Source organism: Yersinia sp. SCPM-O-B-9106 (C-191) (assembly GCF_026183365.1).
Lineage (GTDB): Bacteria > Pseudomonadota > Gammaproteobacteria > Enterobacterales > Enterobacteriaceae > Yersinia > Yersinia rochesterensis.
In genome coordinates this window covers 3,015,393-3,030,029 of the sequence record NZ_CP110791.1, presented here as the reverse complement: position 1 = coordinate 3,030,029, position 14,637 = coordinate 3,015,393, and the positions used below count along the sequence as shown (strand labels likewise).

Genomic DNA, 14,637 nt, shown 5'->3' with positions numbered 1-14,637 from the left:
TGAAAGGAAATCTCATGCGTAGATTCATTATGTTATCACTCAGCAGCGTAACGTTGCTTATTCCCGCCGTATCTTCAGCGCTGGATATCTATGGGGAAATTCATCCTGAACGCTATACCTTTTTTCTCAATGATAAAGGCGGTGACAATTTAAAGCGTTTAAATAATAAGATGGTCAGCGCTATTGGCAAGGTTCGTCCTGGTAATATGCAGGATGCCCTGAACATGAGTAATTTGCAGAAAGAAGGATATGACTCGGTCGGAATTGCATCGTTTGTCCCTGAGAGTATCCAGAAATCGACGGTACGTGACGACGATCAACCTGTAAAAGCAGTGACTTGCCTGATGTCCACTGTCACGGTCCCACACGCTAGCCGTCATATCACAATGGAAAGAACCTGGTGCAAGGATGAAGTGGGTGCCGAATACATTGGCTTCAACGGGTGGCCGTTGCGCAGTGCAATAGCCAAGTCTTGCCGTGTGGGTGACAATGATTGCCCTGTCTATCTAACTCTGCAGAACGACGATCCCACTGTGCGGGATGATTCTGTTAATTTCGTTCCAGTACATCCGCCAAAACCACAAGCTCTTCCCGAACCGGCACCAAAGGAAACTGATCCGGCAATTGTGAGCAAAGTCGTTGCCGACCTGAAAGCCAATGGCTGCGCAATCATCAACAAATATAAGCAATCTCCCCCTCAGTGTGGCTCAGTGATTGAAGTAGTTACAGGGAAAGGCATGGATCGCGAGGGTATCAGATCTTATGAAATTGATTATGCGGAAGCAGGTACTGGCTGGCGAGTGCAATGGCCTGTCAAGCTGACCTATCGTGGTACGACTTTAATTCGTTTTAAAGGTGGCGATAGTTTTGATGCCGTGGACATTGAGGATCCCACTAATAACCAGCCTTCCACCACATCGACACAAAGTAGTGTCTGGAAAATGGCCCGCAATGAAAGCTCAATAATATTCACGACAGAAAATGAATCGGGTACACAGCTTGAACTGGCCTGTGGTGAAAATGGTGATTTTGCAGTCCGATACGGAACAGAAGGTCACTGGACGTCTTCAGGTCCTATGTCACATCTGAGCCTGAAGGTCGGAGCAGATGAATTTAGCCCGGACCAGACATTCTTTGAATCACTCAGCCACCTTCCACCCAGCAATAAAATCGTTGTATTACAAATGGGTCATGAATACGGGAGTTTTTCCAGTCATGGCTTATCTGAACTGTTAAAGGGGATCTCCTGGAAACAATGCCTCAATCCGCAGAGCAGTATATAGAAAGGAACTCTTTATGCCGAAAGACACATGCAAACCTGAAATGCCGGATGTTACCTGGCCTGTTGTGTTGATCGTTACAGGGGTCACTTTAATGCGCAGCGACTCTATAACAATCAAAAGTATGGGGGCAGCGCTCACGACGTTACACCTAATCCGGATTGTCAAAAAACTTGCCACGCTTACCTGAACACCCGACCTGCTAGCCTGGAGGATAATAGTCATATGCCTGAAAATACCAAAGGGAAACTCGGCAGGCTGAAAGATAAATTAAGCTTTGCCCGAAAGACGTCTCCTGTCGATATACCAATTGAAACAGTTGAAGAGCCTGAACTGGACAGCTCTGTTGAACCGTCAGTTTCTCGCTTATCAAAATATAAACCGTTGCTTGAAAATATCGTTATCAATGGGCTGTTGAATATCGCTGAAGATAAATTAAACGACGATATTTTTGTTGAATCTGTCTTCACCAAAGCCTATGAGCTTTTACCCGCACCGGTGAGAATGGTGGTGAAGCGGGAATGGTGTTTGAGCTACCTGCAGTCGCGTAAGACACCGCTTCTGGTGAAACTGCAGCTTTATCGGGATGAAAGAAGCCGGGCTGAAGAGCCCGCAGCTTTGCCTGATAAGGAGCACATTGCCCAACAGGTTTTACCTCCCGCGATACCGTAAACAATTTTGTCATTCAATCAGGGCCACCTCGGGGTGGCCTTTTTTATGCCCACTTTTTGTTAAGGAATGAATCATGACCCGTTTAGCGTCCCGCTTTGGCCGGGTGAACTCTGTTCGCCGCGACCGCCCCCTGACCCATGATGAACTGGCCTACTATGTCCCCAGTGTATTTGGCGAAGACAAGCATGCCTCCCGCAGCGCCCGATACACGTATATTCCGACTATTACGTTATTAGATAAATTGCGCGAAGAAGGGTTTGTGCCGTTCTTTGCCTGCCAGACCCGGGTACGAGACCTGGGTAAACGTGAGCATACCAAGCATATGGTGCGGTTACGCCGAACAGGGCAAATCACGCAGAGCGAAGTGCAGGAGATTGTTTTGCTCAACAGCCATGATGGCTCCAGTAGTTATCAAATGCTGCCGGGTATGTTTCGTGAAATTTGTAGTAACGGCCTGGTTTGTGGTCAGAGTTTTGGCGAAATTCGTGTACCGCATAAAGGGGATGTGGTGGAAAAGGTGATTGAAGGGGCCTACGAAGTACTGGGGATATTTGACCAGATAGAAGAAAGTCGTGAAAGCATGCAGTCATTGACGCTGTCAGCGGAGCACCAACATGCATTGGCCCATGCTGCATTGACCTACCGTTACGGCGAGGAGCACCATCCGGTCACGGAGTCCCAAATCCTGATGCCTCGTCGCTGGGAAGATAAGAAAGATGACCTCTGGACAACATTTCAGCGTGTGCAGGAGAATCTGACCAAAGGCGGGCTATCGGGTAAGGGCACTGGAGGAAAACGTGCCCGGACCCGTGCTATCAGTGGTATCGACGGTGACATCAAACTCAATCGTGCACTGTGGGTCATGGCTGAACAGCTTAAGCAGGCCGTGCTCTGATGCTGCTTCACACCTCCAGTGACGATCGATTTCAACGATCGGTTTCGTGTTATTGATCTGCACAACCCATTATCTTTTCTCTTTACCCATCGATAAAATTGATAGGGTTACCTGTCAGCAAAATGTATTCAAAACAGCAGTCAGGGACAGGCGTTATGCCAATATTCAGGAAAACCACCGCCCGTTATCCCGACGATAACGGGTTTTTAATCTAAGAGGTCCTGCCTCTCCCCGCGTCCTATCTTCACTCACGACTTTAAATATTGAATCAAATTCTTAACCCATTAAATAAACAGGCTCCCCGGTATTCCCGGAGGGCTGTTTTGCTATTTATCTTTATTAAAGAAGGACATTACTCATGAATATCCCAACGACAACTCAGATGGATACACTAACCGCCACGCCGGTTACCGACTCTCAGCGCATTCACTTCTGGCCAGACCATTTTGGTGAGATACCGCAATGGATTTTGATTGAACCACAGGTGTTTGGTTGGCTGGAGCGATTGTGTGACGACTATCGCGGCGACTTCTGGGACTACTATACGCTCAGCGACGGCGGCGCATTTATGGTGCCGGGTACGGAGCAAGACTACGCGTTGTTTAACGAACTCAATGGCAACGGGGCCACCGTCAGTCGTGAAGGTGCGGGTATTACCGCCTGCCTGATGACTTACAGTCACCATGCCTGCCGTACTGAAAATGAGCTTATGACCGAACACTTCTATCGGTTGCGTGCTTACGCGCTGCATCATCCAGAAAGTCATGCCATTTTTGCATTAATCGATTGATATAAGGTGATGTTCCATTCAACCAAACGATTTGGTAACCCTTAGCATCTTCCTGACTTAATCCCAAATTATCCACATTGAGAACATCCCCATGAAACCATGTCCCATCACACCGGGCGCATTACCCGTGCCTGTTATTTATCAACAACTGCTCGCTTTCCTGCTGGAGCACCACTACGGCCTGAGCCTCAACGATACGCCCTATCACGATGAACAGGCGATTGCACAGCAGATTGAACAAGGGATTTCAGTCGGCGACACCATCAACACACTGGTTGAGAAATATGCATTAGTGCGAATTGGTCGTAACGGGTTCAGCGCACTGGCGCAAGACCCGATGTTGAGCAAGGGCGATATCGTGCGGGCTCGCCAGGCTGCGGGTCAGTGGCGTGCGCATTTTCCGCCAACGTTGCTGTACCCAACCGAGTCCCTCAATCCTATTCCATAGAGACCGTTAACATGAATAACCACATGACTACTTCCCCAACATGGGGTCTGAAACGTGACATTACACCACGTTTGGGAGCCAGGCTGGTACAGGAGGGAACACACCTGCACTTTCTGAGTGACAGAGCCAATATTGTCGGCACCTTTTCCCCTCAAGCCGCTCAGGCTCTTGATGTGGCATTCCCAGCGCTGATAACCAAACTGGAGTCGCAGATGCTGTCCGGGGCGCTGGATCCACGCCGTCAGCAAGGCATTACGGTTCGGCACGGGGGATTTGTCTGTGACGCCGACACGCTGGGCAGTCACGGTTATGTCTACATCGCGGTGTATTAGGAACTGCCTTAAACGGCAGACACTGGCACCTAAAATATCCCTCTTCCTCGACGCCAACAACAAGAGTTGGCGTTTTGCTTTATGGAGTTCCTACGATGTCTACTTCACTCAGCGCAGTTATCGACGAGCCGCAGGTTCTAACCGGCCACACCGATATGATTTGCTCCACCAGCATTGAACGTATCATCACCGTGCGTAACACCGCGCTGGTGCAGATTGACGCGCTTATCCACCAGCTTGAGGATATTTCAGCCATCACCAGCAGCATCGGCGGCGGAATTGCAAAGGACTGGGCCATGCGGCAAGACTTCCGTACTGGCTGCTGGTTCATGGAGAAGGCAGAAACAGCCATGAAAGTGATTACCTGCAATCTCGATCGCAGTATCTGGAGGGATTTAATGAAAAAGTCGGGCATGCTCTCCCTCATGGATGCCCAAGCCCGTGACCAGTGGTACAGAAACCTTGAGGGAGATAATATTCCTGCCATCAGCGAAGCCAACATACTCAGTACCTTTGAGCAACTTCACCAGCAGAAAGACGAGGTATTTGAACGCGGGGTCATCAATTTATTCAAAGGATTATCCTGGCACTACAAAACCAACAGCCCATGCCGATTTGGTAAAAAGCTTATCATTAGCAACCTAGTCAGTTGCAACCAATGGGGCTTTACCTTGAACCACGGTTACCGGCGAGACCAATTAGCGGATTTGGAACGAATGCTTTATCTGCTGGATAGTAAACCTATTCCCGACAACCGTGGCGATGTTACTACCCGATTGATGGAGCATATTAGTGATAACCCGACAAAGGAAGTTTACGAAGATGCATTTTTCAGCATTCGTTACTTTCAGAAAGGAACCGCTCATCTGACATTCAGGCGACCTGAGCTGACTGAGAGAATGAATGATATCATTGCCAAGCATTATCCGGGCATGCTAGCCCAGCGATAATAGGCTGTATTTTCTTAACAAATTTATCTGTTGGTATAAATGTTGGTACAAATTTTATCGAACACGATTTTATCCATATAAAACATATCAATACTTGATATATTCGAATCCTGTAGGGATCTAAGTCCATAAATCCCTTATATAATCAGTATCTCTGGAACTTCCTGGTATCCCTACGTTTATCCGCATCTACTGAGTTCTATAGATAGTTGGGGGTATAAATGGGGGTAAGTCTAGGTTCAATGGAATGAGATACCCCCACATGAAACTAAACGCCCGGCAAGTGGATACCGCAAAACGAAAAGAGAAACCTTACAAGCTCTCCGACGGTGGCGGATTATTTTTATTAGTAAACACAAATAGTTCACGTTACTGGCGGTTGAAGTATCGGATTGCTGGAAAAGAAAAGCTGCTATCTAAACAGGCCAAGAAAGTCAGCATTGATAACACGTCCGAAGCGCTGGCCAGAGTGACACAATACGCAATCCTATACACATATGTGCTTAGATTCCACTAAACATTATGGGATATCTTTAGACGCTAAATGTCTATTTATCGTTGTTTTAACAGGGTTTTATGGACTTAGTGGGATGTGCTGAGAGGTGCTAATGGTGTCCCCGACTGGAATCGAACCAGTAACTAGCCCTTAGGAGGGGCTTGTTATATCCGTTTAACTACGGGGACCCGATCAGCGGCAGGGTGGCTGCCGATGAAGTGTACTGCCGGAGCATTATACGCATTTTGACCCAGATAATAAGCAGTTAGCTGTCCGTTTGGTTACTCTATCGCCAATTTATAGTGAATAAATGGTATTGATAACCTAAAACCAATAGCTCAGAGAGTCTGAATCGGTGCTGTTACTTACGGGAAGATGATGTGCTTTTGTCCACTTTGTCACTTTTTTTAGGTCGATGGGTCATATCACTGCGGATCTGCGCATGACTGATCAGGGCAAAAATAAAGGTGCCACCGATAATATTACCCGCCAGTGTCGGGAGGGCGAAAGGGTAAATAAATTTCTGCCAGGGTATTGAGCCGTTAAATACCAAATAGAAGATCTCCACCGAGCCGACCACAATGTGGGTTAGGTCACATAAAGCGACTAAATAGGTCATCAGGAAAATCACCCATATTTTGGCGGCCCCTGCGGAGGGCATCATCCACACCAGAGTGGCAATGATCCAACCAGAAAATATTCCTTTAGCGAACATCTCTCCCGGAGAACTCTCCATTACCCCTTGAGCAATACTGACAAATGCCCTGCGCGTGGTATCGTCAAATATCGGCATATGAATAAAGGAATAAGCCGCTATCCCTGTACCAATCAGATTGCCCAATAAAACCAGACCCCAGAGCCGAAATAGCAGGATGAAGTTTTGACGGCTGGGTTTTTGCATTATTGGCAGCACCGGCGTGACGGTATTTTCAGTAAAGAGTTGTTGACGGGCCATAATGACAATAATAAAACCAAAGGTATAGCCGATATTCTCCAGCAGAAAGCTGGCCGGGGTATCCGGCAATTTTGCGTGAAAAATACCTTTGGCAATCAAGGATGCTCCCATTGAAAGCCCGGCAGCGACCGCCGACCAGAGCAGTGCAAAACTGTCGCGCTCTAACTCTTTTTCACCGTCGACGCGGATGATTTCATGAATAGCCGCGGCTTTGGAGGGGAGGTTTTTTTCATTCACTTCAATTTCCTGTACTTCATGCTGCTCATCACTTTCCGCTTTCAAATCACCCTTATCCTGAGGTTGTTTTTCATTACTCATAGGGGATTCCCGGTTAGTGAAGAAAATAACGAGCTGAGCAATAAGCATAGTTGCAAATGGGGGGTCGCGATTCTTTTGATGATGAGCACTGAAATAAAAAGTTACCCGGTTTTAATGTTGTAGGTTTTTTCTACAGAAACTTGATCTTAATGCCGAATAATACCTCTATAAGGGTAGGGGTAGGGTTAGACCTACGCTACGTAAGGATTAAGCCTTATGTTATCATTCGGTTTTCCTGAACTCACAATCCTACGGTGGAAGACAATCCTTCATGCTGGAAGCTAAAAACCTGACCTGCATCCGAGATGAAAGACGCTTATTCCAACAGCTCAGTTTTTGTGTGGCTGCGGGAGAGATTGTGCAGGTAGAGGGGCAAAATGGGGCGGGTAAAACCAGCTTATTGCGCATTCTGGCGGGGTTGGCTGATGCCGACGAAGGACAGGTGCATTGGCGGGGAGAAAACATCCGCCGCGATCGCGCCCGCTATCATCAGGATTTATTATTTTTAGGCCATCAGCCGGGAATCAAGTCTGTCCTGACTCCTTTTGAAAATCTGGCATTTTATCAGTCGGTTTTTCAACAGGTTGATAGTGCTGCAATCTGGCAGGCCTTGTCTCAAGTCGGGCTGGTGGGATATGAAGATTTACCGGTATCGCAGTTGTCTGCCGGCCAGCAGCGACGGGTGGCTTTGGCCCGTTTGTGGTTGAGTCAAGCGCCATTATGGATTTTGGATGAACCATTGACCGCGATTGATAAGCAGGGCGTTAGCACGTTGTTGCCTCTGTTTGTGGAGCATGCCGCCAAAGGGGGCATGGTGCTGCTTACCACCCATCAGGATTTGGATGGTGTTGGGCAGCAGGTGCGTAAAATCCGTTTAACCAACACGCAGGTGAATTAATGTTTATTAGCGTGTTGCGCCGTGAATTGAAAATTGCCTTCAGAAAAGGTGCAGAAATTGTTAATCCACTCTGGTTTTTTCTGATTGTTATCACCTTGTTTCCACTGGGTATTGGCCCCGAACCACAATTATTGGCGCGCATTGCCCCCGGTATTGTCTGGGTCGCAGCATTATTAGCATCATTATTATCACTGGAGCGGCTCTTCCGTGATGATTTCTACGATGGCTCTCTTGAGCAGTTGCTGTTATTACCTAGCCCGCTGGCACTCACGGTGCTAGGCAAAGTGTGTGCTCACTGGGTGGTTACCGGACTACCTTTACTGATTTTATCACCGCTGGTCGCGTTGTTGCTTTCCCTCGACAGTAATACCGCCATTGCGATGGCGCTAACGTTGCTTTTGGGGACGCCGACCTTAAGTTTTATCGGCGCTATTGGCGTCGCGCTGACGGTGGGATTACGCAAAGGTGGGGTTCTGCTGAGTTTATTGGTGTTGCCGCTGTATATCCCGGTGTTGATATTTGCCACGGCGGCCATTGATGCCGCGTCTATGTCACTCCCCATCGACGGCTATCTGGCGATTTTGGGAGCCATGTTGGCAGGGAGTGCGACACTGACGCCTTTTGCTACCGCCGCTGCATTGAGAGTAAGTGTGCACTAGCTGTTTAGGGCTGGCTGCAAGCAGGTTGTTTGTCAGAAAAAATTTGTAAAAAGAAAAGAGTACCGATTTTCAGAAGCTTAAGCGCGGTAGCCCACGCCAGTCAGAGCAGATTGTGCGCCGTACCCTGCACCGGTATTGCCAAGACGGTGATGCCCGTCCAATTTTAATGTGAGCAATGAAAAATGTGGAAATGGTTTCATCAATTCGCTAAACCCGAGCGGCTCTATCAGCTGTGTGGCCGATTTATTCCATGGCTGGCGATTGGGGCTGCTGTCTGCTTGATTGTGGGCTGGGTGTGGGGGCTTGGTTTTGCTCCATCGGATTACCAACAAGGTAATAGCTTCCGTATCATGTACTTGCATGTTCCGGCAGCAATTTGGTCGATGGGCATTTATATGTCGATGGCTATCGCGGCGTTTGTTGGTTTGATCTGGCAAATAAAAATGTCCGATAACCTGGTCGCGGCTATGGCCCCGGTGGGCGCGGTGTTCACCTTTATTGCTTTGGTCACCGGTTCGGCTTGGGGTAAACCGATGTGGGGAACTTGGTGGATCTGGGACGCGCGGCTGACTTCTGAGTTAGTGCTATTGTTCCTTTATCTGGGGGTGATCGCCCTGTATAACGCCTTCGAAGACCGCAAATTGGCGGGGCGAGCTGCCGGTATTTTGGTGTTGGTCGGCGTGGTCAATATTCCCATCATTCATTTCTCTGTCGTGTGGTGGAACACCTTGCATCAGGGTTCCACCAACATGCAGCAAAGCATTGATCCGAGTATGCGATCACCACTGCGCTGGGCCATTTTTGGCTATTTATTCTTCTTTATCACTGTGACATTAATGCGTTTGCGCAATCTGATTTTGCAACAAGAGCGGCATCGCCCTTGGGTTGCCGCTCTCTTGCGTAAGGAGCCTCGCGTATGAATCCGGCCTTTCATTCTTGGGCGGCATTTTTTGCCATGGGCGGCTACGCCTTTTATGTCTGGCTGGCGGTAGCCGCCACTTTACTGTCACTGTTGAGCTTGTGGGCACATACCCTATGGCAACACAAACAGTTATTAGCGGATATTCAGCGCCGTGAGGCGAGAGAGCAACGTATTCGTCAGGCAAATCAGGCCCCGACTCAGCAAGCCAAAAATGTGGCCCATTCGCAGGAGAAAACACAGTGAACCCACGTAGGAAAAGTCGACTCTATCTGGCGATTGTGGTGCTGATTGGCATCGGTTTGACCACCACTCTGGTGCTGTATGCGCTGCGGGCCAATATTGATTTGTTTTATACCCCCGGTGAAATTTTGCAGGGCAAGGGCGAGCGCCATGAGAAGCCGGAAATCGGTCAGCGCTTGCGCATTGGCGGTATGGTGATGCCGGGGTCGGTGAAGCGCGACGAAAAAACGTTGGAAATGAGTTTCAAAGTTTATGATGCTCGCGGTGTTGTCACCGTCACTTATACCGGCATTCTGCCCGATCTGTTCCGTGAGGGGCAGGGGGTGGTGGCGCAAGGGGTCTTTGCTGAAAACAACACCATCAATGCCAAAGAAGTCTTAGCAAAACATGATGAAAAATATACCCCACCGGAAGTGAAAGAGGCGATGAAAGAAAATCATACCCGCCCAGCGGAGGCCTATAACAGCGCCGTGGGTGAGGGCAATGCTTCATGATTCCTGAAATTGGCGGTTTCTTATTATGTCTGGCGCTGGCTCTCTCGCTATTGCTGAGTTTGTATCCGCAATGGGGGGCGGCGCGTCAAGATGCACGCATGATGGCAACCGGTAGGCCATTGACCTACGGTATGTTTGCCACCATTGCGCTTTCATTTATATGCTTGGTATATGCATTTGTGGTGAATGATTTCACCGTCTCTTATGTGGCGGCGAACTCGAATTCACATCTGCCGGTCTATTACCGCATTGCGGCAACTTGGGGGGCGCACGAAGGGTCTCTGCTGCTGTGGGTCTTGCTGCTCAGTTGTTGGTCACTGGCGGTGGCGCTGTTTAGCCGCTCCATGCCGGATGATGCAGTTGCCCGCGTATTGTCAGTGTTGGGGATGATTACGGGCGGCTTCTTGCTGTTTATTATTCTGACTTCGAACCCCTTTAACCGCACCTTGCCGGACTTCCCGATTGATGGCAATGATTTAAACCCGTTGTTGCAAGATGTCGGGCTGATTTTCCATCCACCATTGCTCTATATGGGCTATGTCGGTTTCTCGGTGGCATTTGCTTTTGCTATTGCTTCTTTAATGGCGGGGCGGCTGGATAGCGCTTGGGCTCGCTGGTCACGTCCGTGGACTCAGGCCGCATGGGTATTCCTGACCATGGGGATCGTGCTGGGTTCAGCTTGGGCTTATTATGAGCTTGGCTGGGGCGGTTGGTGGTTCTGGGATCCGGTAGAAAATGCTTCCTTTATGCCATGGTTGGCTGGCACGGCGCTGATTCATTCATTGGCCGTCACCGAAAAGCGCGGAACATTCAAAGCCTGGACAGTTTTGTTGGCGATTACCGCGTTTTCCTTGTGCTTGATGGGGACATTCTTGGTGCGCTCCGGCGTGTTGGTTTCGGTGCATTCTTTTGCTTCTGACCCGGCGCGCGGCATGTTTATTTTAGCGTATTTGGTGATTGTCATCGGCGGCTCCTTGCTACTGTATGCGGTTAAAGGCGCGCAAGTGCGCAGCCGAACTCAGCATGAAGTCTTCTCGCGCGAGACTTTCCTGTTAGGCAATAACGTGCTGCTTATTGCGGCGATGTTGGTGGTATTGCTCGGCACTTTGCTGCCATTAGTCCATAAACAGCTTGGGTTGGGCAGTATCTCCATTGGCGAGCCTTTCTTTAATACCATGTTTACCTGGCTGATGGCACCGATGGCGCTATTAATGGGGATTGGCCCATTGGTTCGCTGGCGTCGCGATGAGCCGAGTAAGCTTTATAAGCGCTTGGGTGTGGCGCTGGTGGTCACTTTGCTGCTGTCAATATTGGTGCCGTGGTTGCTGCAAGACACTATCGCCGGTATGACCGTGGTCGGGCTGATGATGGCTATCTGGGTGATTATCCTCACCGTGATGGAGTTGCATGAGCGCGCCACTCATCGTCATGGTTTCTGGCGTGGCCTGAGCCACCTTTCTCGCAGCCATTGGGGGATGGTGCTGGGGCACCTTGGGGTGGCGGTGACTGTGATTGGGATTGCCTTCAGTCAGAATTACAGTGTTGAGCGCGATGTGCGCATGAAAGCCGGTGATAGCATCGATATTCACGATTATCACTTTGTATTCCGCGATGTTCACGACATTAAAGGAGCAAACTATACCGGCGGCGTCGGCATTATTGATGTCACCCGAAACGGCAAGCCCGAAGCCACCTTGCATGCAGAAAAACGCTATTACAGTGTGGCCCGCTCAATGATGACGGAAGCGGCCATTGACGGCGGCCTAACGCGCGACTTGTATGCCGCTTTAGGTGAAGAACTGGATGACGGTTCATGGGCGGTGCGCTTGTATTACAAGCCATTTGTGCGCTGGATTTGGTATGGCGGGGTGTTTATGGCCATCGGCGGTATTTTCTGTATGTTTGATCCCCGTTATCGGATGAGTAAAAAGTTAAAACGCGGCGCTGCAACGGAGGCTAAATAATGAAATCTCAATTTTCGTTTAATAAGCTCATGTTCATCCCGCTGGTGCTGTTTTTACTGCTGGTGGTCGCTTTTTTGGTGCAACTGACTCGAAATGCCAATGGCGATGACCCCACCATGTTGGAGTCGGCGCTGATTGGCAAACCGGTGCCGACTTTTAAACTGGAGTCCCTTGAGCAACCGGGGAAAACTTTTGATCAGTCGATATTGCATGATGGTAAGCCGATGCTACTCAATGTGTGGGCGACCTGGTGCCCGACTTGCCGTGCCGAGCATGAATATCTGAATAAACTGGCCGCGCAGGGTATCCGGGTGGTGGGTTTGAACTATAAAGATGACCGGGCCAAAGCCGTCCAATGGCTCAATGCGCTGGGTAATCCTTATGCGCTGAGTTTGTATGATGGCGATGGCATGCTGGGGCTGGATTTAGGGGTTTATGGCGCCCCAGAAACTTTCTTGATCGACGGTCAGGGCATCATTCGTTATCGCCATGCCGGTGATCTCAATGATCGCGTCTGGCAGCAGGAAATTTTGCCATTGTATAAAAAGTATCAGGGGGGCGCATGAGATTATTCAGTCTGGTGCTGGGCCTGATATTGAGCTGGGGTATTTTGGCGACCAATGCTTTGGCGGCCATTGATACTTACACTTTTAGCTCGGTGGAGCAGGAACAGCAGTATCGCGAGTTAACTGAGCAATTGCGCTGCCCTAAATGCCAAAACAATAGCATTGCTGATTCCAATGCCACCATTGCCGCTGATATGCGCGGCAAGGTGTATGAACTGATGCAGCAGGGCAATTCCAAACCGCAAATCATTGACTATATGGTGGTTCGATATGGAAACTTTGTTACCTATGAGCCACCTGTAACCCCTGCAACCTTGATTTTGTGGATTGGCCCGGCAATGTTTGTCCTGATAGGCGCAATCATTGTAGTGCTGCGCGCCCGGCGGCGGGTGGAGAAAGAAGCCGCGCTTTCGCCGCAGGAGCAGCAGCGGTTACAGACTTTGCTGGCTGAACAAAAGGCTACTGTTAAAAAACAGATCTCGGCTCAACACAAAAAGACGAACAGGAAAAAACCATAATGGCTTTTTGGCTGATAGTGATTATTTTGCTGGCGGTCGCGGGTGCCTTGTTGGTCATTCCGGCGCTGCGATCAGAGACGAATTCAGCGGTGACCACCCGAGATGAGCTGAACAAGGCGATTTACCAAGACCGGTTATCTGAGCTGGCTGAGGATGAAGCCCAAGGAGTGGTGGATCAGCAGCCTGAATTGATTCAGGAATTACAGCAAAATCTGCTGACAGATATTCCACAAGAATCTACTGAAAATGCCAGCCCCATCAATCGCTGGGTTTTACTGCCGGGCGTGGTGATTTTGGTGGTGGTTTCGGTCGGGCTATATCTGAAAACAGGTGGCTTGCCGCAAGTACAAGCGTGGCATCAGGTTGAAGCGCAAATGCCTGAATTACGGGCCAGAGTGGCCAATGAGCGGGCTGAGCCTCTGACGATGGAGGAAATCGCACGATTGGGGCTGGGATTACGCACCTCGCTGCAACAAGATACCCGTAACGTCAATGATTGGATGATGCTTGGCAGAGTGGGCATGGCACTGAATAACGCCACGACCGCCACGCAAGCTTTCGCTAAAGCTTATCAACTTGCGCCCGATAATGATGATGTCAGGTTCGGCTATGCTGAAGTGCTGACCCGTTCCAATGATCCGCAGGATAATCAACTGGCAACCAAGATGCTGCGCACTATGGTTGGGCAGGATCACACTAATTTACGCGCCATGAGTTTATTAGCTTTTAATGCTTTTGAGCAGGGCGATTTTAAACAAGCCATTGGCGCGTGGGAAGTTATGCTAAAATTGCTGCCTGCTGGTGATTCTCGTACAGAAGTGATAAAACGCAGTATTGCGCAAGCTAAATCACAGGCCGGGCAGGAAACAGCTACACTGGAAATAGCGGTCTCACTGTCACCAGAGGCGGCGCAGAAATTACCCCAGCAGGGCGCGCTGATTATCTCGGTAACGGATGGCTCAAACCCAGTCCCGGTTGCGGTAAAACAGCTGCCTTTGAGCCGCTTTCCGCTATCAGTAACACTCGATGATAGCAATGCAATGATGCCGGAGCGGTTGTTATCTTCGTTGCAACAGGTGAAAGTGCGTGTCCGTATTTCACTGGACGGCACTGTGAATTCGCAGCCAGGTGACTGGTTTGGTGAAAGCGGTGTGCAGGATTTCGTCGCGAAGGGGCAACCCCAGACTATTAATGTTCAAATAAATAGACAAATCCCTTAAATATAAGGGGTTGGTAAGAA

The 14,637-nt window shown here is 49.4% G+C and carries 17 protein-coding genes, 1 tRNA gene and 1 pseudogene; 17 read left to right on the top strand and 2 right to left on the bottom strand.

Features of this window, described 5'->3' with window-relative positions:
- The first annotated feature begins 14 nt into the window (after positions 1-14).
- The 8 genes and pseudogenes from OP863_RS13840 to OP863_RS13805 form a co-directional block, all read left to right on the top strand.
- Positions 15-1,283, top strand: a complete 1,269-nt coding sequence (locus tag OP863_RS13840) for a hypothetical protein (RefSeq protein WP_265525417.1) — start codon at positions 15-17, stop codon at positions 1,281-1,283.
- Between the two features lie 222 nt (positions 1,284-1,505).
- The gene (locus OP863_RS13835) at positions 1,506-1,952 is read left to right on the top strand and encodes a hypothetical protein (RefSeq protein ID WP_265525416.1); all 447 of its coding nucleotides are present in this window, start codon (positions 1,506-1,508) and stop codon (positions 1,950-1,952) included.
- A 73-nt stretch (positions 1,953-2,025) separates the two neighbouring features.
- Positions 2,026-2,847: a DUF932 domain-containing protein gene (locus OP863_RS13830; protein WP_265525415.1), complete on the top strand. Its 822-nt coding sequence runs from the start codon at positions 2,026-2,028 to the stop codon at positions 2,845-2,847.
- 358 nt (positions 2,848-3,205) lie between these two features.
- The gene (locus OP863_RS13825) at positions 3,206-3,637 is read left to right on the top strand and encodes an antirestriction protein (RefSeq protein ID WP_265525414.1); all 432 of its coding nucleotides are present in this window, start codon (positions 3,206-3,208) and stop codon (positions 3,635-3,637) included.
- Positions 3,638-3,728: 91 nt separating this feature from the next.
- Positions 3,729-4,085 carry a TA system toxin CbtA family protein gene (locus tag OP863_RS13820; protein WP_265525413.1) on the top strand — a complete coding sequence of 119 codons (357 nt, stop codon included), beginning with the start codon at positions 3,729-3,731 and terminating at the stop codon, positions 4,083-4,085.
- Positions 4,086-4,096: 11 nt separating this feature from the next.
- Positions 4,097-4,417 (top strand): type IV toxin-antitoxin system YeeU family antitoxin, encoded by a 321-nt coding sequence (locus OP863_RS13815; protein WP_265525412.1) that lies wholly within the window; start codon positions 4,097-4,099, stop codon positions 4,415-4,417.
- A 95-nt stretch (positions 4,418-4,512) separates the two neighbouring features.
- The gene (locus tag OP863_RS13810; RefSeq protein ID WP_265525411.1) at positions 4,513-5,367 is read left to right on the top strand and encodes a DUF4942 domain-containing protein; all 855 of its coding nucleotides are present in this window, start codon (positions 4,513-4,515) and stop codon (positions 5,365-5,367) included.
- Between the two features lie 262 nt (positions 5,368-5,629).
- Positions 5,630-5,785, top strand: a pseudogene (locus OP863_RS13805) (Arm DNA-binding domain-containing protein); the annotation flags it as partial.
- Positions 5,786-5,976: 191 nt separating this feature from the next.
- On the opposite strand, the gene OP863_RS13800 reads toward OP863_RS13805, so the two are convergent.
- Both OP863_RS13800 and OP863_RS13795 read right to left on the bottom strand, forming a co-directional pair.
- Positions 5,977-6,051 (bottom strand) — tRNA-Arg (locus tag OP863_RS13800).
- 173 nt (positions 6,052-6,224) lie between these two features.
- Positions 6,225-7,136: a formate/nitrite transporter family protein gene (locus OP863_RS13795; protein WP_145587366.1), complete on the bottom strand. Its 912-nt coding sequence runs from the start codon at positions 7,134-7,136 to the stop codon at positions 6,225-6,227.
- Positions 7,137-7,407: 271 nt separating this feature from the next.
- Between OP863_RS13795 and ccmA the strand changes: the two genes are divergently transcribed.
- The 9 genes from ccmA to ccmI all read left to right on the top strand — a co-directional run bounded on the left by ccmA (position 7,408) and on the right by ccmI (position 14,617).
- Positions 7,408-8,034, top strand: coding sequence for a cytochrome c biogenesis heme-transporting ATPase CcmA (gene ccmA / locus OP863_RS13790; RefSeq protein WP_038631661.1), 627 nt, complete (start codon positions 7,408-7,410; stop codon positions 8,032-8,034).
- A complete protein-coding gene (ccmB, locus tag OP863_RS13785) occupies positions 8,034-8,693 on the top strand; it encodes a heme exporter protein CcmB (RefSeq protein ID WP_038631665.1) in 660 nt (219 codons plus the stop codon). The genes ccmA and ccmB overlap by 1 nt, the downstream gene beginning before the upstream one ends.
- Before the next feature lie 182 nt (positions 8,694-8,875).
- Positions 8,876-9,613, top strand: coding sequence for a heme ABC transporter permease (locus OP863_RS13780; protein WP_145591615.1), 738 nt, complete (start codon positions 8,876-8,878; stop codon positions 9,611-9,613).
- Positions 9,610-9,858, top strand: coding sequence for a heme exporter protein CcmD (gene ccmD / locus OP863_RS13775; RefSeq protein WP_038631671.1), 249 nt, complete (start codon positions 9,610-9,612; stop codon positions 9,856-9,858). Before OP863_RS13780 ends, ccmD begins: the two co-directional genes overlap by 4 nt.
- Positions 9,855-10,349: a cytochrome c maturation protein CcmE gene (ccmE, locus tag OP863_RS13770; protein WP_145587362.1), complete on the top strand. Its 495-nt coding sequence runs from the start codon at positions 9,855-9,857 to the stop codon at positions 10,347-10,349. Before ccmD ends, ccmE begins: the two co-directional genes overlap by 4 nt.
- The gene (locus OP863_RS13765; protein WP_038631676.1) at positions 10,346-12,313 is read left to right on the top strand and encodes a heme lyase CcmF/NrfE family subunit; all 1,968 of its coding nucleotides are present in this window, start codon (positions 10,346-10,348) and stop codon (positions 12,311-12,313) included. Before ccmE ends, OP863_RS13765 begins: the two co-directional genes overlap by 4 nt.
- Complete coding sequence (locus OP863_RS13760) at positions 12,313-12,879, top strand: DsbE family thiol:disulfide interchange protein (RefSeq protein ID WP_038631678.1); 567 nt, start codon at positions 12,313-12,315, stop codon at positions 12,877-12,879. The genes OP863_RS13765 and OP863_RS13760 overlap by 1 nt, the downstream gene beginning before the upstream one ends.
- Positions 12,876-13,397 (top strand): cytochrome c-type biogenesis protein CcmH, encoded by a 522-nt coding sequence (locus tag OP863_RS13755; protein WP_145591616.1) that lies wholly within the window; start codon positions 12,876-12,878, stop codon positions 13,395-13,397. The genes OP863_RS13760 and OP863_RS13755 overlap by 4 nt, the downstream gene beginning before the upstream one ends.
- A complete protein-coding gene (gene ccmI, locus OP863_RS13750) occupies positions 13,397-14,617 on the top strand; it encodes a c-type cytochrome biogenesis protein CcmI (RefSeq protein WP_145587360.1) in 1,221 nt (406 codons plus the stop codon). The genes OP863_RS13755 and ccmI overlap by 1 nt, the downstream gene beginning before the upstream one ends.
- Positions 14,618-14,637: the final 20 nt, after the last annotated feature.